Origin of the sequence: Staphylococcus massiliensis, from assembly GCF_043186315.1 — a bacterium.
In the GTDB taxonomy this organism is placed as follows: Bacteria; Bacillota; Bacilli; order Staphylococcales; family Staphylococcaceae; genus Staphylococcus; species Staphylococcus massiliensis.
In genome coordinates this window covers 449,324-470,853 of record NZ_CP171119.1, presented here as the reverse complement: position 1 = coordinate 470,853, position 21,530 = coordinate 449,324, and the positions used below count along the sequence as shown (strand labels likewise).

General features: G+C 38.3%; 16 protein-coding genes, 2 tRNA genes, 1 riboswitch and 1 other annotated feature (1 of these 20 cut by a window edge). Of the genes, 17 read left to right on the top strand and 1 reads right to left on the bottom strand.

Annotation, left to right across the window (positions count from 1 at the left end):
* Window positions 1-71 (top strand) — a binding site (T-box leader); it begins 127 nt to the left of the window's first position.
* A 74-nt stretch (window positions 72-145) separates the two neighbouring features.
* From serS to ACF3N8_RS02195, 7 genes are all read left to right on the top strand, one after another.
* Window positions 146-1,432 carry a serine--tRNA ligase gene (serS, locus tag ACF3N8_RS02225; protein ID WP_009383258.1) on the top strand — a complete coding sequence of 429 codons (1,287 nt, stop codon included), beginning with the start codon at window positions 146-148 and terminating at the stop codon, window positions 1,430-1,432.
* A gap of 436 nt (window positions 1,433-1,868) precedes the next feature.
* A riboswitch (SAM riboswitch) is annotated at window positions 1,869-1,966 on the top strand.
* A 56-nt stretch (window positions 1,967-2,022) separates the two neighbouring features.
* Window positions 2,023-2,988, top strand: a complete 966-nt coding sequence (locus tag ACF3N8_RS02220; protein WP_009383257.1) for an alpha/beta fold hydrolase family protein — start codon at window positions 2,023-2,025, stop codon at window positions 2,986-2,988.
* A 101-nt stretch (window positions 2,989-3,089) separates the two neighbouring features.
* Window positions 3,090-3,992, top strand: a complete 903-nt coding sequence (locus ACF3N8_RS02215; protein ID WP_009383255.1) for a DUF2232 domain-containing protein — start codon at window positions 3,090-3,092, stop codon at window positions 3,990-3,992.
* 14 nt (window positions 3,993-4,006) lie between these two features.
* Entirely contained in the window at window positions 4,007-5,974 is a 1,968-nt protein-coding gene (locus ACF3N8_RS02210) for a DHH family phosphoesterase (protein ID WP_009383253.1), read from the top strand.
* Window positions 5,971-6,417 carry a 50S ribosomal protein L9 gene (gene rplI, locus ACF3N8_RS02205; RefSeq protein ID WP_009383252.1) on the top strand — a complete coding sequence of 149 codons (447 nt, stop codon included), beginning with the start codon at window positions 5,971-5,973 and terminating at the stop codon, window positions 6,415-6,417. The genes ACF3N8_RS02210 and rplI overlap by 4 nt, the downstream gene beginning before the upstream one ends.
* A 25-nt stretch (window positions 6,418-6,442) precedes the next feature.
* Window positions 6,443-7,840 carry a replicative DNA helicase gene (dnaB, locus tag ACF3N8_RS02200; protein ID WP_009383251.1) on the top strand — a complete coding sequence of 466 codons (1,398 nt, stop codon included), beginning with the start codon at window positions 6,443-6,445 and terminating at the stop codon, window positions 7,838-7,840.
* Window positions 7,841-8,120: 280 nt separating this feature from the next.
* A complete protein-coding gene (locus tag ACF3N8_RS02195) occupies window positions 8,121-9,404 on the top strand; it encodes an adenylosuccinate synthase (protein WP_009383250.1) in 1,284 nt (427 codons plus the stop codon).
* Between the two features lie 980 nt (window positions 9,405-10,384).
* On the opposite strand, the gene ACF3N8_RS02190 is transcribed toward ACF3N8_RS02195, so the two are convergent.
* Window positions 10,385-11,278, bottom strand: coding sequence for a YitT family protein (locus tag ACF3N8_RS02190; RefSeq protein WP_009383248.1), 894 nt, complete (start codon window positions 11,276-11,278; stop codon window positions 10,385-10,387).
* 110 nt (window positions 11,279-11,388) lie between these two features.
* On the opposite strand from ACF3N8_RS02190, the gene ACF3N8_RS02185 reads away from it, so the two are divergent.
* The 10 genes from ACF3N8_RS02185 to rlmH all read left to right on the top strand — a co-directional run bounded on the left by ACF3N8_RS02185 (window position 11,389) and on the right by rlmH (window position 21,339).
* Window positions 11,389-11,463: transfer RNA gene (locus ACF3N8_RS02185), tRNA-Glu, on the top strand.
* Window positions 11,464-11,468: 5 nt separating this feature from the next.
* A tRNA-Asp gene (locus ACF3N8_RS02180) sits at window positions 11,469-11,541 on the top strand.
* A gap of 263 nt (window positions 11,542-11,804) precedes the next feature.
* Window positions 11,805-12,506 carry a response regulator YycF gene (gene yycF, locus ACF3N8_RS02175; RefSeq protein WP_009383246.1) on the top strand — a complete coding sequence of 234 codons (702 nt, stop codon included), beginning with the start codon at window positions 11,805-11,807 and terminating at the stop codon, window positions 12,504-12,506.
* Between the two features lie 10 nt (window positions 12,507-12,516).
* On the top strand, window positions 12,517-14,361 hold the full coding sequence (gene walK / locus ACF3N8_RS02170) for a cell wall metabolism sensor histidine kinase WalK (protein ID WP_392450163.1): 1,845 nt from the start codon (window positions 12,517-12,519) through the stop codon (window positions 14,359-14,361).
* Window positions 14,351-15,676 (top strand): YycH family regulatory protein, encoded by a 1,326-nt coding sequence (locus ACF3N8_RS02165; RefSeq protein ID WP_238100939.1) that lies wholly within the window; start codon window positions 14,351-14,353, stop codon window positions 15,674-15,676. The genes walK and ACF3N8_RS02165 overlap by 11 nt, the downstream gene beginning before the upstream one ends.
* Window positions 15,677-16,465 (top strand): two-component system regulatory protein YycI, encoded by a 789-nt coding sequence (locus ACF3N8_RS02160; protein WP_009383243.1) that lies wholly within the window; start codon window positions 15,677-15,679, stop codon window positions 16,463-16,465.
* 27 nt (window positions 16,466-16,492) lie between these two features.
* On the top strand, window positions 16,493-17,275 hold the full coding sequence (locus tag ACF3N8_RS02155) for an MBL fold metallo-hydrolase (RefSeq protein ID WP_392450412.1): 783 nt from the start codon (window positions 16,493-16,495) through the stop codon (window positions 17,273-17,275).
* A 431-nt stretch (window positions 17,276-17,706) separates the two neighbouring features.
* Window positions 17,707-18,147 (top strand): ASCH domain-containing protein, encoded by a 441-nt coding sequence (locus tag ACF3N8_RS02150; protein ID WP_009383239.1) that lies wholly within the window; start codon window positions 17,707-17,709, stop codon window positions 18,145-18,147.
* A gap of 445 nt (window positions 18,148-18,592) precedes the next feature.
* The gene (locus tag ACF3N8_RS02145) at window positions 18,593-20,437 is read left to right on the top strand and encodes a 5'-nucleotidase C-terminal domain-containing protein (RefSeq protein WP_238100941.1); all 1,845 of its coding nucleotides are present in this window, start codon (window positions 18,593-18,595) and stop codon (window positions 20,435-20,437) included.
* Between the two features lie 422 nt (window positions 20,438-20,859).
* Complete coding sequence (gene rlmH / locus ACF3N8_RS02140; RefSeq protein WP_009383237.1) at window positions 20,860-21,339, top strand: 23S rRNA (pseudouridine(1915)-N(3))-methyltransferase RlmH; 480 nt, start codon at window positions 20,860-20,862, stop codon at window positions 21,337-21,339.
* Window positions 21,340-21,530: the final 191 nt, after the last annotated feature.

Here is a 21,530-nt window from a genome sequence, read left to right as displayed (position 1 = left end):
ATTTTAGTGAGAGTGCAGTCTAATTTTAGACTGTTAAATAGGGTGGCAACGCGTCGTACCACGTCCCTTGTAACATAGGGATGTGGTACTTTTTTTATGCGTGAATACTCAAATATATATAAATTTGAAAGGGTGTTTTTAGAAGATGTTAGATATTAAAGTTTTTAGAAATGAACCTGATTACGTTAAAGAAAAAGTTAGATTAAGAGGTATGGAGCCTAGTGTTGTTGATGAAGTTCTAGAGCTTGATGCAAAAAGCCGTGAATACATTAACGAAACTGAACAACTTAAAGCTGAGCGTAACAAAGCAAGTGAAGAAATCGCTCAGAAAAAACGTAATAAAGAAGACGCGGATGATGCGATTAAAGCTATGCGTGAAGTTGGCGACAAAATCAAAGACTTAGACGCTAAATTAAAAGAAGTTAAAACTGAAATTGAAGATAAATTAGCACGTATACCAAACTTCATTCATGACGATGTACCTGAAGGTGATTCAGATGAAGACAACGTTGAAGTTAAAAAATGGGGTACGCCACGTGAATTCGACTTCGATTACAAAGCTCATTGGGACTTAGTAGAAGATCTTAAGATGGCTAACTTTGAACGTGCTGCAAAAGTTTCTGGTGCACGTTTCGTATACTTAACAAACGATGGTGCGTTACTTGAACGTGCTTTAATGAACTACATGCTTACTAAACATACAACTCAAAACGGTTACACTGAAATGATGGTACCACAATTAGTTAACGCTGATTCAATGTATGGTACTGGTCAGTTACCTAAATTCGAAGAAGACTTATTCAAAGTTGAAAAAGAAGGTCTTTACACAATCCCAACTGCTGAAGTACCTTTAACAAACTATTACCGTGACGAAGTTATCCAACCAGGTGTCTTACCTGAGAAATTCACTGGAATGTCAGCTTGTTTCCGTAGTGAAGCGGGTTCTGCAGGCCGTGACACTAGAGGTCTTATCCGTTTACACCAATTCGACAAAGTTGAATTAGTACGTTTCGAGAAACCAGAAGATTCTTGGAATGCTTTAGAAGAAATGACTGAGAACGCTGAAAGCATCCTTGAAGAATTAGGCTTACCATATCGTCGTGTAATCTTATGTACAGGTGATATCGGCTTCGGCGCAAGCAAAACTTACGACTTAGAAGTTTGGTTACCAAGCTACAATGAATACAAAGAAATCAGTTCTTGCTCTAACGTAACTGACTTCCAAGCACGCCGTGCAAATATCCGTTTCAAACGCGATAAAGATGCTAAACCAGAATTTGCACACACATTAAATGGTAGTGGTCTAGCAGTAGGTCGTACGTTCGCAGCTATCGTTGAAAACTATCAAAACGAAGACGGTTCTATTACAATCCCTGAAGCGCTTGTTCCATTCATGGGTGGTAAAACTAAGATTGAACCAATCAATAAATAAATCTTAAACATTATAAATGGCTTTTAACAGGAGCATCTAGATCGGTTACGAATCGATCTAGTTGCTTTCTTTTTTTATCATTGCTAAGACATTAAAGATGAATTGTACTTAAGAAGAGGGGAGGTTGCTTTTAAGGTCGCCTCTTTTTTAAAAGCCCTTTAAATCAAGGGTTTTATTTAAATTAAGTAACCCCCCCTGGTGGGGTAGGGGAGTTTGAAGGGTGTCTAAAAATATCAGGGAAGTCTAAATTTTCGAGTAAAAATTCACAAGCAATAAAACGCCATAATATTAGCTTTCCGAGTATGACGTTTGTCTTACTTCAGACAAACGGAAGTGTAACTAAGGATGCTATAAAGTAATTTTTATCAGAATATTTTGACATATCACTTTAATAATAAAGCCATATAAGTTATGATTAACTTAATCAATTTCATATTGCTTATTAAGAGAAGTGGAGGGACTTGGCCCGATGAGACTTCAGCAACCGATCTCAAGACACGGTGCTACAACCAACGTTCATTCGATTGATAAGTCTACAAACACCTTACAATCGAGTAAGGTGTTTTTTTAATATGCAAGGAGGTTTTGGAATGAACTATACAGTAGATACGTTACATTTAGGTGAATTTACAACTGAATCAGGTGAAACAATAGAAAATCTTAAACTCAGATACGAGCACGTAGGCTACAAGGGTCAACCACTCGTCCTCATTTGCCATGCGCTTACAGGAAACCATCTAACTTATGGTACAGATGATGATCCAGGCTGGTGGCGAGAAATCATTGATGGGGGATATATGCCTGTACATGATTATCAATTTTTAACGTTCAATGTTATAGGTAGTCCATTTGGTTCAAGTTCAGCATTAACTGAGCGTGCTTTTCCAGAGAGATTAACGATACGAGATATCGTTCGCGCGATTGAAATCGGTATTTCACACTTAGGGTTTAAAACGATTGATATCTTAATCGGAGCGTCCTTAGGTGGTATGCAAGCGATAGAACTGCTATATAATAACCAGTTTAACGTTAAGAAAGCCGTAATTCTCGCTTCAACGTGTAAGACATCTTCATATAGCCGCGCATTCAATGAGATAGCGAGACAAAGTATACATTTAGCGGGTAAGGAAGGGCTAAGTTTAGCAAGACAAATTGGGTTCTTAACGTATCGATCTTCAAAGTCTTACGAAGAAAATTTTACGCCTGAAGAAGTGGTAAGTTACCAGAAGTATCAAGGAGACAAATTCAAGGAACGCTTCGATTTGAAGTGTTACCTGACACTGCTCGACGTCTTAGACAGTCATAATATTGATAGAGGCCGTGAAGATGTTGATGCAGTCTTCAAATCGCTCGAAACTAAAGTCCTCACAGTAGGATTTAAAGACGATTTATTGTATCCAAACGAAGACGTCTATCACGTAGGGAAACGATTTAAATATCATAGGCATTTCTATGTGCCTGACAACGTAGGTCATGATGGATTTTTATTGAACTTCAATATATGGGCACCCAACTTATATCATTTTTTAAAAGTAACGCGAAATAAGCGTAAATAAACCGAATTTGATGATTTGTAAATCAATATACTACAATTGTATAACAACGCTAAAGATTGTAGAATAGAGATTAAAGATTATAAAGTTTGGAAGTGGCATTATTGTTTTCGAAAATAGATGTTAAAGCAACGATGATTGCTACAAGTGTCATGATTGTCTTAGCTATAATATTAAGCTTCGTACCATGGCTTAGCGTATTGTTACTTTTATTTGCAACAATTCCAGGTATCGTATTATGGCACAAATCAATTCCATCATTTGGCATGAGTGCATTAATCACGGTGATAATTACAACGCTTACGAAAAGTGTCTTTGCATTAAGTATTGTAATTATCATCTTTATTTTAAGTGCCGTGATCGGTCAATTGTTAAAAGAACGCGCATCAAAGGAACGCATTTTTTACTTAGCTTCATTTATATCAAGTCTGATCACTTTAGTGGTTATCATGATTTTACAAAGTATAAAAATGATTCCACTCACATATCAAATGATTAAACCGTTAGAATCATTAATGAAAGAAGCGCAAAAAGTAAGTGATGTGTCTAAAGAGTCAATGGATATGTTAGAAAATAGTATTCATACCTTAAGTGCGTCTTTCCCATCATTTTTAGTACTTTTTATCATATTCATTGTATTTTTAAATCTACTCATCACTTTTCCAATGTTACGTGAATTTAAGATTGCAACACCATCATTCAAACCCTTGTATTCATGGGAAATGAACCGCTCATTCTTGTGGATATATTTTGTCGTATTATTGGGTATGATGTTTACAACGGAAATTAACACATGGACAAGCATTCTATTGAACTTACAAGTTATGTTACAATTAGTTATGTTTATTCAAGGATTAAGTTTAATACATTACTTCGCGCACAAGAAACGATTCCCTACAGCGGTATCCGTTATTTTCGTGATTTTAGGTGTTATCTTTTATCCGATTACGAGACTCATTGGAATGTTAGATTTAGGTATAAATTTAAAAGGCTTCATTAAAAAATGATTTGAGGTGACAAAATGAACCGTCAAACCACTAAAAAGTCACTGTTAATCCCTTATCTTTTAATGGTGATTACATCGATCGCTATCGTTGTTATATGGTTCATATTTAGGCCGTTATTGGCTTTATTTGTAACGATTGGTCTTATCGTAATGATTATCATTACAGCTTTCATGTTAAGACACGCTTACAAGAAGATGGACGAATACGTCAATCAACTAAGTGGTGAAATATGTGGAACGAGTGATAGAGCAGTAAAGACGTTGCCGATTGGTATCGTCATTCTCGATGAAAATGACCAAATCGAGTGGTTAAACCAATTTATGCATGATCGCATTGATCGTAACGTCATTTCGGATCCGATTAATGAGGTTTATCCTAATATTTTAAAGCAATTAGAAAAGACAGAAGAAATCGAAATTACAGACGAACCATATCACTACCGTGTTAGTCACGCAGAAGAGGAAGGCGTACTTTATTTCTTCGATATTACTGAAGAGGTACAGACTTCTCAATTATTTGAAGATCAGCGTCCAATCATTGCAACGCTTTTCCTAGATAACTATGATGAAATCACGCAGAATATGAACGACACACAACGTTCAGAAATCAACTCAATGGTTACAAGAGTGATTAACCGCTGGGCAACAGAGCATGACGTTTACTTTAAACGTTATAGCTCAGACCAGTTTGTCGCATACTTAAACCATCGTATCTTAAAGGAAATTGAAGATACGAACTTTGATATTTTAAGTCAACTTCGTGAAAAGAGTGTCGGTTACCGTGCACAACTTACATTAAGTATTGGTATCGGTGAAGGTTCAGATAACCTCATTGATTTAGGTGAATTATCACAATCAGGCTTAGACTTAGCGCTAGGTCGTGGTGGTGACCAAGTTGCCATCAAGAATATGAATGGTAACGTTCGTTTCTATGGCGGTAAGACTGACCCGATGGAGAAACGTACGCGAGTTCGTGCGCGTGTTATTTCTCACGCTTTAAAAGACATTTTAATGGAAGGTGACAAAGTGATTGTTATGGGTCACACGAGACCTGACCTTGATGCAATCGGTGCAGCTATCGGGGTATCACGATTTGCGATGATGAATAACCTTGATGCATATATCGTATTAAATGAAGAAGATATAGACCCAACATTACGCCGAGTAATGAATGAAATTGATGAGAAACCAGAACTTAAAGAACGCTTTATTACATCGGATGAAGCTTGGGATATCATGACATCTAAGACAACCCTCGTTGTTGTAGATACACACAAACCAGAAATGGTTCTTGATGAAAATATTTTAAATAAAGCAAACCGTCGTGTGGTTATTGACCATCACAGACGTGGTGATAGTTTCATATCAAACCCATTACTTGTTTATATGGAACCTTATGCAAGTTCGACTGCTGAGCTTGTTACAGAATTGCTTGAGTATCAACCTAAAGAACAACGTTTAACACGTTTAGAGTCGACAGTGATGTTTGCAGGTATTATTGTAGATACACGCAACTTTACACTACGTACTGGTTCTAGGACTTTTGATGCAGCAAGCTATTTAAGAGCACACGGTGCAGATACAATTCTGACGCAACATTTCTTAAAGGATGATATTGATACGTATATTAATCGTTCTGAATTAATTCGTACGGTAGAATTACAAGATCATGGCGTAGCAATCGCACATGGCTCTGACGAAAAGATTTATCATCCGGTAACAGTCGCTCAGGCGGCAGACGAATTATTAAGTCTTGATGGCGTTGAGGCATCCTATGTGGTAGCGAAACGTGAAGAGAACTTAATTGGTATATCAGCACGTTCGCTTGGTGAAATTAACGTGCAACTTACGATGGAAGCATTAGGTGGCGGCGGACATTTAACAAATGCTGCAACACAACTTAAAGATTCAAATATAGAAGATGCAATCGCACAACTTCAAGAAGCAATTACAGAACAGATGAATAGGAGTGACGAATCATGAAAGTAATTTTCACAGAAGATGTTAAAGGTAAAGGTAAGAAAGGCGAAGTTAAAGACGTACCAGTAGGTTATGCGAATAACTTCCTTTTAAAAAAGAACTTAGCAGTTGAAGCAACACCAGGTAACTTAAAACAATTAGAACAACAAAATAAACGTAAAGAAGAAGAAAAACAACAAGAATTAGAAGACGCTAAAAAGTTAAAAGAACGTTTAAGTGAATTAGAAGTTGAAGTTACGGCTAAATCAGGTGAAGGCGGTAAATTATTTGGTTCAGTGAGCACGAAACAAATCGCTGAAGCACTTAAAGACCAACATGATATCAAAGTAGATAAACGTAAGATGGATTTACCAAATGGTATCCACGCACTTGGTTATACGAACGTACCAATTAAACTTCACAAAGAAGTAGAAGGTACATTACGCGTTCACACAGTGGAAAAATAATACGTAAGGTAATGAGGTGCTCCGTATGGATGGTATGTATCAACAACAAAATCAAATGCCACATAACAATGAAGCAGAGCAGTCTGTACTTGGTGCAGTTCTCATTGATCCAGAACTGATTATAACAACTCAGGAAGTCTTACTTCCTGAGTCATTTTATCGTATGGCACATCAACACATCTTCCGTGCCATGATGAATTTAAATGAAGACGGCAAAGAGATCGACATCGTTACATTACTCGAACAACTCACGACTGAAGGTAAGCTCAGTGAGTCAGGTGGACCATCATATCTCGCTGAACTTGCGAATAACTTACCTACAACTCGTAACATCGATCATTATATCGACATCGTAATTAAGCATGCGATTAAGCGTAAGTTGATTTATGTTGCTGAGAGTATCGCAAATGATGGTTATAATGATGAGTTAGATTTAGAAGTCGTGTTAAATGACGCCGAAAAACGTATTCTTGATATTTCGTCTACACGTGAGAGTGACGGCTTTAAAGATATTCGTGACGTCTTAGGTGATGTGTACGATAATGCAGAATTGCTTGATCAGAATAGTGGTCAAACACCTGGTATCCCAACAGGGTACCGTGATTTAGATAATATGACAGCGGGCTTTAACCGCAATGATTTAATCATCTTAGCAGCAAGACCATCTGTCGGTAAGACTGCCTTCGCACTAAATATTGCGCAAAAGGTTGCGACACACGAAGATCAATTTACGGTAGGTATCTTTTCACTAGAGATGGGTGCTGACCAGCTCGCAACGCGTATGATTTGTAGTTCAGGTAACGTAGACTCAAACCGTTTACGTACCGGTACGATGACTGAAGAAGATTGGAATCGTTTCACGATTGCAGTCGGTAAGTTGTCACGTACGAAGATTTTCATCGATGATACGCCAGGTATTCGAATCACAGATATTAGATCAAAGTGTCGTCGTCTTAAACAAGAGCACGGCCTCGATATGATTGTGATCGACTACTTACAACTGATTCAAGGAAGCGGTTCTCGTATGTCAGATAACCGTCAACAAGAAGTGTCAGAGATTTCGCGTACATTGAAAGCTATCGCAAGAGAGATGGAGTGCCCTGTGATTGCACTCAGTCAGTTATCACGTGGTGTTGAACAGCGACAAGATAAACGACCTATGATGAGTGATATTCGTGAATCAGGGTCTATCGAGCAAGACGCGGATATTGTAGCTTTCTTATATCGTGAAGATTATTATAACCGTGGTGAAGATGACGACGATGAAGATGGCGACAACTTACCTCAAACGAATGATGATAATGGTGAGATTGAGATTATTATCGCCAAGCAACGTAACGGCCCTACAGGAACCGTTAAACTTCACTTCATGAAACAATATAATAAATTTACAGACATTGATTACGCACACGCAGAAATGTAATGCGAAGTATTTAACCGTACATTTAAAAGTTTTTATGCTTTAATGTACGGTTTTTGTATTGATTTATCGTTCATAATCATTCAGAAGTATGTATTTTTAAAAAGAATGTATTGAGCGATAAACGTTGTAACGACGGCCTTAGCGGGCTTTTGTTGGTTCGTAATCGCGGTGGCGCACGCCTTTTAAAAAGTCAAATAAATGTTCGTTTTTATGTTTGCAATTACAGAATAGTATTGGTAGAATACATATGGTTAAATGAGAAAAACTTGGAGGTGCTCTTATGTCATCAATCGTAGTTGTTGGGACACAATGGGGAGACGAAGGTAAAGGTAAAATCACAGATTTCTTAGCTGAACAAGCGGATGTAATCGCACGTTTTTCAGGCGGAAATAACGCGGGTCATACAATCAAGTTTGACGGTGAAACATATAAATTACATTTAGTACCATCTGGTATTTTCTATAAAGATAAATTAGCTGTTATCGGTAACGGCGTTGTAGTAGATCCAGTCGCATTATTAAAAGAGTTAGACGGCTTGAACGAACGCGGTGTATCAACAGATAATTTACGTATCTCAAACCGTGCTCAAGTTATCTTACCTTACCACATTAGACAAGATGAACTAGAAGAAGAGCGTCGTGGTGATAATAAAATTGGTACGACTAAAAAAGGTATCGGTCCAGCATATGTAGATAAAGCACATCGTATGGGTATCCGTATGGCAGACCTTTTAGATAAAGAAACATTCGAACAAATTCTTAAAACGAACCTTGATTATAAAAATGATTACTTCAAAGGTATGTTTAACGCTGAAGAAATCAAATTCGAAGACATCTTCGAAGCATACTATGAAGCGGGTCAACGTTTAAAACAATACGTTACAGACACTTCAAAAGTGCTTGACGATGCGTTTCAATCAGATGAGCGCGTATTATTCGAAGGTGCACAAGGTGTTATGTTAGATATCGACCACGGTACATATCCATTCGTTACATCAAGTAACCCAGTTGCAGGTAACGTTACAGTAGGTACTGGTGTAGGTCCAACATTCGTTTCTAAAGTAATCGGCGTATGTAAAGCATACACATCTCGAGTAGGTGACGGTCCATTCCCAACAGAACTATTCGATGAAGACGGTAACCACATCCGTGAAGTTGGCCGCGAATACGGTACAACAACAGGTCGTCCACGTCGTGTAGGTTGGTTCGACTCAGTTGTATTACGCCATTCACGTCGTGTAAGTGGTATCACAGACCTATCAATCAACTCAATCGACGTATTATCAGGTTTAGACACAGTTAAGATCTGTACAGCTTACGAGTTAGACGGTGAAGAAATTACAGAATACCCAGCTAACTTAAACACACTTAAGCGTTGTAAACCAATCTTCGAAGAGTTACCTGGTTGGAAAGAAGACATTACAGGTTGCCGCACGTTAGAAGAACTTCCTGAGAACGCACGTCGTTACCTAGAACGCATTTCAGAACTATGTAACGTTCACATCTCAATCTTCTCAGTAGGTCCAGACCGCAACCAAACAAACATGCTAGAGAAATTATGGTAAATTAGACGGACGGACGTCTTAAATATATCTAAGCCAGCAAAGTTCTATGACTTTGTTGGCTTTTTTCTTTTTGAAAATGGGGGCAGCGTGGTTAACGGGAATTAATAATTATACGGAAGGCCCCCTTATGCGAAAGAAAATAGAAACAATCGTGTAACGGGTTTGTTGCGCGAAAGAAAATAGAAACAATCGTGTAACGGGTTTGTTGCGCGAAAGAAAATAGAAACAATCGCATAACGGGTCTGTTACGCGAAAGAAAATAGAAACAATCGCATAACGGGTCTGTTACGCGAAAGAAAATAGAAACAATCGCATAAGGAGCCCGTTGTGCGAAAGAAAAAAATAACAATCGCATAAGGAGTCCGTTACGCGAAAGAAATAAAAAACAATCGCATAATGGGGCCGTTGTGCGAAAGAAAAATAAAACAATCGCATAAGGGGTCTGTTACGCGAAAGAAAATAAAAACAATCGCATAACGAACCCGTTACCGTATAGAAATCTACATCAATACTTACACCTATAATTAAAATAATGAGAAATTTTCGGTTTCGAAAATTTTCCTTATCACAAAGACAGAGACAAACAAAGTAACAAGGACGCCTTATTACAAAGACTGAGACAAACAAAGTAACAAGGACGCCTTATTACAAAGACTGAGACAAACAATGTAACAAGGAAGCCATATCACAAAGGTTACCTCAAAATTGGTCTCCAGCTCCCGTACCCCAACCCCCATATCCAACCCAAAAAAAGAGCTACCCTAGACTTTAACGCCTAGGATAGCTATTCATAAGGAATGATACCGCAATTACGGTTTGAAAAAAATCAACTGTCAGAACAAGTTGATCTTGAGACAAATATCAACTAAGTCTCGTAACTATTTTATAACAAAATTATTTAAATGTAAATTTATTTAGCGCCAAGCACCCATATATTACACAACAAACAAAACTTCATAAATTAAAAACTCGGACTAACTCTAGTGAATATCTTTTTTACGATGGTGACCGCCATAAACTTCTGAAACGTTACCTATGGATAGAAAGGCCTTTTCATCGAGTTCCATAACGATATCCTTGAGCTTCGCTTCTTCTAAACGCGTAATTACGCAGAAGACAACGCGACGATCTTCGCCTGAGTACGCACCTTCACCATGCAGATACGTGACGCCACGACCTAAACGTGCGTTAATTGCTTCACCAATCTCCTTGTACTCATCGCTAATGACCCAAACGGCCTTCGATTCGTCGATACCAAGTAAAATCGTATCAATCATTTTAAAAGCAATGAAGTACGCGATAACACTAAACATGGCACTTTCCCACGTGAAAATAAAACCAGCTACCGTAAAGATGAAGAAATTGATGATCATCACAATTTCTCCCACTGAAAATGGGACCTTCTTATTGATCAAGATGGATAAAATTTCTGTGCCGTCGAGTGAACCACCATAACGAATCACTAGACCGACGCCGATACCTAAAATTGCACCGCCGAAAATCGTAACTAAGAATTTCTCTTGAATAAATGGTGGAACAGGATGAAGTAAAGCGGTACTCACTGAAAGTACTGTGATTGCATAAAGTGTGGAAAGCGCAAAGGTCTTCCCGATTTGCTTATAACCTAAGAAGAAAAATGGCAGGTTTAATACGAAAATAAAGATACCAAGTTTTACCCCAGTTAAATGAGATAAGATAATGGAAATACCTACGATACCGCCATCAAGAAGCTTGTTAGGTACTAAAAAGAGTTCAAGCCCGACTGCCATTAAGACAGCACCGATAGTTAAAAAGATAAAGCGTTTAATAAATTGTTTTAGTGAAAACTTTTTCTTTCTCTCAGTATGTTCACCTTGTTTTAGCTGTGAATCCATACGATTTGCCTCCCTTTAAAACGCTATACTTAAAATTATACAAAAAATTTACAAAAAAATCTTGTCACTGCATATTTAATCATGCTATAATCTATCTTGTGCTTAAGAACGGCTCCTTGGTCAAGCGGTTAAGACACCGCCCTTTCACGGCGGTAACACGGGTTCGAGTCCCGTAGGAGTCACCATTTTAGGTCCCGTAGTGTAGCGGTTAACACGCCTGCCTGTCACGCAGGAGATCGCGGGTTCGATTCCCGTCGGGACCGTATGATGCTCACCCAATAGGGTGAGCATTTTTTTGTATTCTTATAAAATTTCAAAAAATATACTTTTTATACATAAACGGTCTTTACAAACCCTTTACGTAAGCAATTGACATCTTTATCAAGCATTCTAAAAAGCGTATAGCAATACAAATTTTTAGATAAGAAAATAGAATTTAATAGGAAGAAATGGTACATTATAAGGTAGGAGATTATGTAATTTACTTAATCGTTCAGTACTTCAATTTAGAAATGAGGTCAATAATATGGCAAGAAGAATTGTCGTTGTAGATGACGAAAAACCAATTGCTGACATTTTAGAATTTAATTTAAAAAAAGAAGGTTACGACGTGTATTGTGCCTATGATGGTAACGATGCCGTTGATTTAATTTATGATGTAGAGCCTGATATTGTGCTATTAGACATTATGCTTCCGGGACGTGACGGTATGGAAGTATGTCGTGAAGTGAGAAAGAAATTTGATATGCCAATTATCATGCTTACAGCTAAAGATTCAGAAATAGATAAAGTTTTAGGGCTAGAATTAGGTGCAGATGATTATGTAACGAAACCATTCAGTACGAGAGAATTAATTGCACGTGTAAAAGCAAATCTCCGTCGTCATTATGCACAACCAGCTCAAGAAACTGAAGAAACAACGAATGAAATTACAATTAAAGATATTGTAGTATACCCAGATGCGTATTCGATTAAAAAACGCGGTGAAGAAATTGAGTTAACACACCGTGAATTCGAATTATTCCACTATTTATCAAAACATATGGGTCAAGTTATGACACGTGAACACCTACTTCAAACGGTGTGGGGCTATGACTACTTTGGTGATGTACGTACAGTAGACGTAACAATCCGTCGTTTACGTGAAAAAATCGAAGACGATGCATCACATCCTGAATACATTGTTACAAGACGTGGCGTTGGATACTTTCTCCAACAACATGACTAGAGGTTAGTTTATGAAGTGGTTAAAACAATTTCAATCTCTTCACACTAAAATCGTTATTGTCTATGTACTACTGATCATCATAGGTATGCAGATTATTGGTTTATACTTTACGAATAGTCTGGAACATGAACTTGAGAATAACTTCAAAGACAATATGAATAACTATGCGACGCAATTGTCCTTTAACATAAAGAAAAAGTACACCAGCAAAGACGACTCGGACGAGTCTTTTCAATCAGAGGTGCAAACATTATTAAAGGACTATGCGAACCATAATGATATTTATGAAATCCGCTTCATTGATAATAATCAAGTCGTATTAGCCACTTCCCGTGGTGAAAATAAAAGTATTATCAATCAAAAGACGAAGTTGAGTTCTGTAAAAGAAGCGATTTCGTTCGGCGAAAAACGAGAAAGTAAGCAACTTAAAAAAATTTCGCCTAATGAAAGTAAGCAACAAATATGGGTTTCTAACGTCCCTGTTAAATCAGAGGACGGTAAGCTCATCGGTATCATTCATATCGAGAGTAAAATCTTTGAAGTATACGAACAATTAAAGAGCATTAACCAAATCTTCATCGTTGGTACAGCCATTTCGCTCTTCATTACAGTGATTCTCGGTTTCTTTATCGCACGTACGATTACAAAGCCAATTACGGACATGCGTAACCAAACGGTAGAGATGGCGAAAGGTAACTATAACCAGCGTGTTAAGATTTACGGTAATGACGAAATTGGTGAACTGGCGCTCGCATTCAACAACTTATCAAAACGCGTTCAAGAAGCACAGGCGAACCTTGAAAGTGAGAAGCGACGCCTAGATTCTGTAATCACGCATATGAGTGACGGGGTCATTGCGACTGACCGTCGTGGCCGCGTACGTATCGTGAATGACATGGCACTTAAGATGCTCGGGTTCGCGAAAGAAGACGTACAGGGCTACTACATTCTAAGTGTGCTTGACCTTGAAGAAGAGTTCTCACTTGATGAGATGCAAGAAAGTAACGATAGCTTCTTAATCGAAGTGAACGAAGAGGAAGGTATCATTGCACGTGTTAATTTTAGTACCATCGTACAGGATACTGGCTTTGTGACAGGTTACATTGCGGTATTACACGATGTTACGGAGCAACAACAAATCGAGCGTGAACGTCGCGAATTCGTTGCGAACGTGTCACACGAACTTAGAACGCCACTGACTTCAATGAACAGTTATATTGAAGCACTTGAAAGTGGTGCTTGGAAAGATAAAGATATCGCGCCTCAATTCCTATCTGTGACGCGTGAAGAAACAGAGCGTATGATTCGTCTTGTTAACGACCTCTTACATCTGTCTCGTATGGATAACCAGTCGGATCAGATCAATAAAGAGATTGTCGACTTTAACATGTTCATTCAAAAGATCATCAATCGTCACGAAATGGCCGCAAAAGACACGACCTTTGTCAGAGACATTCCGAACGAAACCATCTTTACTGAAATCGACCCTGATAAGATGACGCAGGTGTTCGACAACGTCATTTCAAACGCTACTAAATACTCTCGCGGCGAAAAACGCGTTGAGTTTCACGTGAAACAAAACACATTATACAATCGAATGACAATTCGTATTAAAGATAACGGTATTGGTATCCCAATTAACAAAGTTGATAAAATTTTCGACCGCTTCTTCCGTGTTGATAAAGCACGTACACGTAAAATGGGCGGTACTGGTTTAGGTCTCGCTATTTCAAAAGAAATCGTCGAAGCGCATAAAGGTCGTATTTGGGCAAACAGTGTGGAAGGTCAAGGTACATCGATCTTCATCACATTGCCGATAGAAGTTATTGAAGATGGTGATTGGGATGCAGAATAAAGAAATTTTCAAATCGATTCTACTCGGTATCCTCGTCATCACGAGTATCATACTGACATACAAGATATGGAACTTCACACCGAACCATAAAACCGATCAATTGGAAGAAGATAGCGTTGAAGAAAAGGCTATCGGTAAGCGCCACGATAAGCAAATCGAAAATGTTGTCGCGCCATTTCAACTTATCGATAAACAAGGCGAACGCGTTATGGGTATGCCTTACGATAGCAGCATCAACTTAGCGCCGTTATTTAACGAACATACTATCAAGAAGACGAAATACTATAAGGCACATCCGAGTCTCGTGATTCCAGAGTTAAGTGATCAAAACTTAGTACTCGATTTCACGTTCGAAATGCCGGTTTCAATGTACGTTTCACGTGTCTTAGGACTTGAAGAAGGCGAGTTTCCGAAACACTTTAATATGGACCGTCTTATCATCGATTACACGGCCAACAAGAATGTAACGTTATACGCCGTTTCGAAAGATAAGGAAAAAGCGATGCGTATTGATACGACTCTTGATAGCGCTAAAATCAAGTCACTCAAAGCTGAATTTGAAGACGACATGACACCTTATTCAGAGATTCTGACTGGCAAGAAAGTTCAAGATCAAGCGACATATCTTTACGCCACTGAAAAGCCCAAAGACCTTAAGACTTACCGCAGTGTACTCAAGAAAATTAGCATCGACGACTTAAACTCACTTCTACTTGGTAACACAGCAATCGTACACAGCTCTAGAAGAGGCTATACGACTTACAACACGACAACAGGTGTTGCTGAATACAGTCACGCGGTTGAAATGTATAAGTATAAAAACTTATCTGAAAGCGAGTCTAAAGTCACAGACATGCGTACCAATATTCCAGCGACCTTCAACTTTATCAATTCACAAGGTGGCTATACGGATGAGTTTAGGCTTTTCAACACGGATGAACAATCAGGTAAGTTATCGTACCTGATGTATGCGTATAATCGCCCTGTGTTCCAAAAGAATGGCCTCAGCTTAATAGACATTACTTGGGGTGAGAAAGGTATCTTTGGTTATCGCCGCGGTCTGTTAAAGATGAATGTAAGCGTCGACAATGGTGCTGCAGAAACTGAGCTACCTTCAGCAGAGGAAGTGAGCGATAAGTTATCGCAAAATCCTAAAATCGACCCTTCAAAAATATCGAATATGGCAGTATCCTACGACATGCGCGTTGAACATAGTGATGACATTGATTCCCAGAAGAACGCTAAATTAATACCGAAGTGGTTTGTGAAATATGATGGCGAATGGCTCGAGTATGATGACGGGAGGTTACGATAAATGAACTGGAAACTAGCGAAGACACTATTTATTATCGTATTTATTCTCGTCAATATCGGTCTAGCCATTGCCTATATCAATAAGATCAATAGTTCGAAGGTCTTCGAAGAGGAAAAGACCACTGAGCTAGATTTTGATGAAGAAAACATACAAATTCTCAATAAATTACCAGATGTTGATGACGTTAAAATGCAATTGATAACAGGTAAGACGAAGGATTTCGAATCATATGCGAAATCACGTTCAAATGTTAAACTCAATCATGGTGACGAAACGATAGACGTTCATATGGAGCATCCAATTGACTTTTCGGAAAAGGAAATTAGTCCATTGAAGCGCTATATCGATAAACACGTCTATCACGGGAAAGATTACCAGTTTAAATCTTCCTCGAAGAACCGAGTTGTATTTGAACAAACGTACTCAGACTACCCAATCATGAATAATTCTAAAGCGCTTATCATATTTAAGATAGATAAGGATAAGAGGGTTAAAATGTTTACGCAGTCTTACATGGGTAAAGTTGAGCCTTCAGAAGGTGCGAATAACGTTGAAAAACAAGTTATTTCACCTAAAAAAGCTTTAGATGAACTTTATTACAATCGTTATCTCATTTCAGGTGATAAAGTCAAAAACGTCAGACTTGGTTACTACTCATTCGTTAGAGAACCAAGCGTACAAGTCCTTCAACCAAACTGGGAAGTTGTGATTGAAGCGGACAACGAAACGAAGACCTACTACATTGAAGCGACATCAAACAATCCTAAAATTATCGAACAAAAAGAATAGAATAGAAAGGGTGATCACTTGATACGTATGAGTGTACTGGCAAGTGGTAGTACAGGCAACGCCACTTATGTAGAAAGTGATAAAGGAAGTCTACTCGTCGACGTAGGCTTAACAGGTAAGAAGATGGAAGCCCTGTTCCAGAAGATTGACCGCAGTATCAAAGATTTAAACGGTATCCTCGTGACACACGAGCACGTGGACCACATTAAAGGTCTAGGCGTTATCGCGCGTAAATACGGCTTACCGATTTATGCGAACGAGAAGACATGGACGCAAATTGAGAAGAAAGATAGCCGAATCCCGACTGATCAAAAGTTTATCTTCAATCCATATGAAACGAAATCTCTAGCAGGATTTGATATCGAGTCATTCAACGTGTCACACGACGCCATTGACCCGCAATTTTACATCTTTCATAACGACTATAAGAAATTCACGATGATCACCGACACAGGTTACGTGTCAGACCGCATGAAAGGCATGATTCGTGGCAGTGATGCGTTCGTATTCGAAAGTAATCACGACGTCGATATGCTTCGTATGTGTCGCTATCCTTGGAAGACGAAACAGCGTATTCTAAGCGACATGGGTCACGTGTCGAACGAGGACGCTGGCCACGCTATGAGCGACGTCATTACAGGTCACACGAAGCGCATTTACTTATCACACCTATCGCAAGATAATAATATGAAAGACCTAGCACGCATGAGTGTCGGTCAAGTGTTGCACGAGCATGACATCTGTACAACGAATGATGTGAAGCTTTGCGACACTGACAAGGCCGAACCGACTCCAATTTATACGTTATAATACGGACATGATGCACCTGGAATGTTGTTTCCGGGTGCTTTTTTTCGCCTTTTTTTGAAAATGGGTGCAAGAGACGTAACGTGATTGTAAGAGTTGAGTAGGCGGGTTTTGTGATCCTTTTATTATTGGAAAAGCCCTGTAAGTACACGTGCGTTAAATTAAGTTTATTTGTTGAAAAGCCCTCTAAGCAACTATGCGTTTTATAGAGCTAAACCCAAAGTGGTTACTTTCTTATTAGAGGTAGCATACGCCTTCTACGAAAAGCGCCCGTATTTGATTGCTTTAAAGAATCATCGAGCTCAGCTTGCACGACGTCGAATAATCCCCTCAAGGTCACACTGAAGTTTGAGTGCAGTTAGTATGACGGACGTGTCAAAACATTGATTATGACGGGCTTTTTAATTAAGATAATAAAAAAGGAGATGATGACGATGGACGTAAAAACGTATTGGGAAAAATTTACGAATGAGTTTCCTGAATATAAGAACAAAGCGTATACATCTTGGGCTTTTGGCGTAGATAGCGACCACTTAGTACAACTCGTGAAAGACGGCACTAAAACAGCGACAACGAGTGCACTCACGATGTATCGCCTTGATGACGAACCAATGCCTGAAACAGGCGATGTTAGTATCATACTAGAATCTAACGATGAGCCTGTATGCATCATCGAAAATATCGCCGTCTATCAAAAGCCATTTAAAGAAATTGATGAGGACTTTGCTTTCAAAGAAGGTGAAGGCGATCGGTCGCTTTCTTATTGGCGACAAGCACATATCGCTTTCTTCGAACCATACTACGCGGACTACGACATCTCATTTAATGAAGACGAAATCATGGTCTGTGAAGAATTTAAATGCATTTATCAATAATATTGACAGAGTGGGTTATAAAAACAATTCTTTTAAACAGCATGCTTTCCTGTAAAGTTCAACTCGAATTTTATATTCGATAGTTGAACTTACAAAGAAGCTTTAGCTTCTTTGTTTATAACAATGCAAGCCCCGGCTTGCATAGCTTGTTAATTTGCTTGCGCATAAAGCTCAACTCGAATTCTCGATTCGTTAGTTGATCTTACAAAGAAGCATGAGCTTCTTTGTTCTTTAAAATTTGCCGGGGCCCCGCCCTCTGAGTCAGCTGTTTAAGAATTGTATTAAATAGAGTAATTAAGCTCATTTAAAATCTTACGTCCCTGTCTGTATCAAATAGAAAATTTCTGTTCAAAATAATTTAATTATATTTACATAATTTTTAGAATCACACGCGACTTTGCGTGATACGATAGTTATGGATTAAAAAAGTATAGGAGGAATGTTTATGAAATCCACTTTTCTTAAAGTAGTGGGTGTCGTAATGATGTTATTAAGTGTCCTAACTTTACATAACTTCGCTAACGCTGCGGACACAAATCAAGATACGACAGCAGAAGGTCAACACAAGATTCTACATACTAATGACATGCATGGTCGCTTAGAACAAGAAGACGGTCGCGTAATTGGGATGGCTAAATTAAAGACAATCAAAGAACAAGAGAACCCTGACTTAACATTAGATGCTGCGGATGCTTTCCAAGGTCTTCCTTTATCTAACGAATCTAAAGGTGAAGAAATGGCTAAAGCCATGAACGCAGTTGGTTATGATGCAATGACAGTTGGTAACCACGAATTCGACTTCGGGTTTGATCAATTAAAGAAATTAGAAAGCATGCTTGATTTTCCAATCGTAACAGCAAACGTTTATAAAGACGGTAAACCTGCATTCAAGAAATCGACAATCGTTGAAAAGAACGGTAAGAAATACGGTATCGTAGGTGTGACAACACCTCAAACTAAGACAACAACTTCTCCAGAAGGTATTAAAGGCGTTGAATTTAAAGACCCAGAATCAACTGTTACAGAAGAAATTAAACGTATTCAAGACGATGTAGATAGCATTATCGTCCTTTCACACATGGGTGTTAACCCTTCAACTAAGAAAGAATGGCGCGGGGATTACTTAACAGAGCAACTTAGCAAGAATGAATCACTTAAACGCCCTATCACAGTTATTGACGGTCACTCTCACACAGTTATCGAGAATGGTCAGCAATATGGTGATAGCCTACTTGCTCAAACAGGTGCAACACTTCAAAACGTAGGTATCATTTCTTACGACTTCAAAGATGGTAAGATGAACAACCTTAAATCACGTTTAATTCACGAAGAAGATACGAAAGACGTGAAGCCTAATGAAGCATTAGCTGCTCAAGTTGAAAAGGCTTCTAAGGAATTCGACAAGAAAACGTCAGAAGTTATCATTGAGAACAATCCAGTGCACTTTGACCATTACAACAACGAAGGGCCAGCTCAAGAAACAAACTTAGGTCACGCAATTGCAGACGCAATGGAACAATACGGTCAAACGAAATTCAGTCAGCCTTCAGACTTCGCTATCACAAATGCTGGTGGTATCCGTGAAGAAATTCGCACAGGCGAAGTGACGTTAAAAGATATCATCACAGTACTTCCTTTCGGTAACAGAATGGCACAAATCGATCTTAAAGGTTCAGATGTTAAAGCTGCATTCGAACATAGCTTAGGCGGTCCAGTTGAAACGAAAGACGGTAAGAAGAAATTAGCTGGAAGCGGCGGCTACTTACAAGTTTCAGATTCAATCCGCGTACATTATGATTTAGATAAACCAGATGGTGAACGTGTTACAAGCATTAAAGTGTTAAATAAAGAAACTAAGAAATTTGAAGCATTAGACGAGTCACGTACTTACCACATTGCGACAAACGATTTCACAGCACGTGGCGGTGATGGTTACGAAATGTTTAAGAAGAGCGATGTTGAAGAAGGTCTTTCTCTAGAAAAAGTCTTCGCAGACTATTTAAAAGACACTGACCTAAGTCAATATCAGAAACCAGAAGAAGATCGTGTGATTTACGGTGAAGCCGAATCAAACGAAGACACTGGTGACAATACAGGTGAACAAGAAGAAACTAACAAACACCCTGGTAAGCATAATGGCAACGGTCATGGTAAACCAGGCAACGGTGAACATCCTAGCGATAAAGCACCAGGTAAACAAAAACATAATCCAGGTGAGCCAGGAAGTCATGGTAAAGGCCATCACAAAGAACTACCTAATGCTGGTTCAATCAACGGCCAAGCAGCATAATTAAGATTGTTACGAACTACCGACGCTTTTGCGTTGGTAGTTTTTTATATGTAAATCGCACAAAAGAGGTAAATCATTTATCTATATTTTAGTAGCTATAATTTATCATATACATAACACAAAATTCAGACACGTTGATATAATTGAGTTTATAAATAATGTGAATAAGTATGTAAGACGGAAGGGAAAGTTATTCACACACTTATTCCAAGTTATCCATATTTATAAACAATCCACATGTGGATACCCACATTATACACAGAGTTATCCACATAATCACAGGTTTATCCATAGATTTTGTGAATAGTATCAATCAATTTCTAAAGATCTGTATACATTATTGGTATAATAAGAGAGAAACGTGTGCACAAGTGAATAACTTGTGGATAACTAGGATAAAATTACAGGTTCGGAGGATACTTATGAAGATTACGATTTTAACTGTTGGTAAGTTAAAGGAGAAATTCTGGAAACAGGCCATAGCTGAGTATGAAAAGCGCTTATCAGGTTATACCAAAATAGAGATAATTGAAGTGCCCGATGAAAAAGCCCCAGAAAATTTAAGCGACAAAGAAGTTGAACAAGTCAGACAAAAAGAAGGCGAACGACTACTCGCTAAGATTAAACCTCAATCAACAGTAATCACTCTAGAAATTGAAGGCAAGATGCTAAGTTCTGAAGCACTTGCATCTGAACTTGATCAACGTATGACACGAGGCCAAAGCGACTTCACTTTTGTTATCGGTGGGTCTAACGGTCTGTCTAAAGAAGTCTTAAATCGTAGCGATTTTAGATTATCATTTAGTAAGATGACATTTCCTCACCAGATGATGCGCGTGATATTAATAGAACAAGTTTATCGTGCTTTTAAGATTATGCGCGGTGAGAGTTATCATAAGTGATACATTTAATTTAGCCACTATGTAGATATGTTTTAGATGCATAATATTGTTAGAATTTATAAAAAATTAATAAAAATTTCGTTTTAAGATAATACCCATATTTATTATAGTTCAATGAAGATAGGTGTTTTTATCTTAAATTTATTAATTGAATAATTTCAACACTAAAGTCCAATATGTGTTGAAGAAGA

Bases quoted from the DNA above. Each gene is read 5' to 3' on its own strand.
- rlmH (WP_009383237.1), top strand. From the start codon at position 20,860: ATGAAGATTACGATTTTAACTGTTGGTAAGTTAAAGGAGAAATTCTGG.
- ACF3N8_RS02165 (WP_238100939.1), top strand. From the start codon at position 14,351: ATGCAGAATAAAGAAATTTTCAAATCGATTCTACTCGGTATCCTCGTC.
- ACF3N8_RS02190 (WP_009383248.1), bottom strand. From the start codon at position 11,278: ATGGATTCACAGCTAAAACAAGGTGAACATACTGAGAGAAAGAAAAAG.
- dnaB (WP_009383251.1), top strand. From the start codon at position 6,443: ATGGATGGTATGTATCAACAACAAAATCAAATGCCACATAACAATGAA.
- serS (WP_009383258.1), top strand. From the start codon at position 146: ATGTTAGATATTAAAGTTTTTAGAAATGAACCTGATTACGTTAAAGAA.
- ACF3N8_RS02160 (WP_009383243.1), top strand. From the start codon at position 15,677: ATGAACTGGAAACTAGCGAAGACACTATTTATTATCGTATTTATTCTC.
- ACF3N8_RS02155 (WP_392450412.1), top strand. From the start codon at position 16,493: ATGAGTGTACTGGCAAGTGGTAGTACAGGCAACGCCACTTATGTAGAA.
- yycF (WP_009383246.1), top strand. From the start codon at position 11,805: ATGGCAAGAAGAATTGTCGTTGTAGATGACGAAAAACCAATTGCTGAC.
- ACF3N8_RS02210 (WP_009383253.1), top strand. From the start codon at position 4,007: ATGAACCGTCAAACCACTAAAAAGTCACTGTTAATCCCTTATCTTTTA.
- ACF3N8_RS02145 (WP_238100941.1), top strand. From the start codon at position 18,593: ATGAAATCCACTTTTCTTAAAGTAGTGGGTGTCGTAATGATGTTATTA.
- walK (WP_392450163.1), top strand. From the start codon at position 12,517: ATGAAGTGGTTAAAACAATTTCAATCTCTTCACACTAAAATCGTTATT.
- ACF3N8_RS02195 (WP_009383250.1), top strand. From the start codon at position 8,121: ATGTCATCAATCGTAGTTGTTGGGACACAATGGGGAGACGAAGGTAAA.
- ACF3N8_RS02150 (WP_009383239.1), top strand. From the start codon at position 17,707: ATGGACGTAAAAACGTATTGGGAAAAATTTACGAATGAGTTTCCTGAA.
- rplI (WP_009383252.1), top strand. From the start codon at position 5,971: ATGAAAGTAATTTTCACAGAAGATGTTAAAGGTAAAGGTAAGAAAGGC.
- ACF3N8_RS02220 (WP_009383257.1), top strand. From the start codon at position 2,023: ATGAACTATACAGTAGATACGTTACATTTAGGTGAATTTACAACTGAA.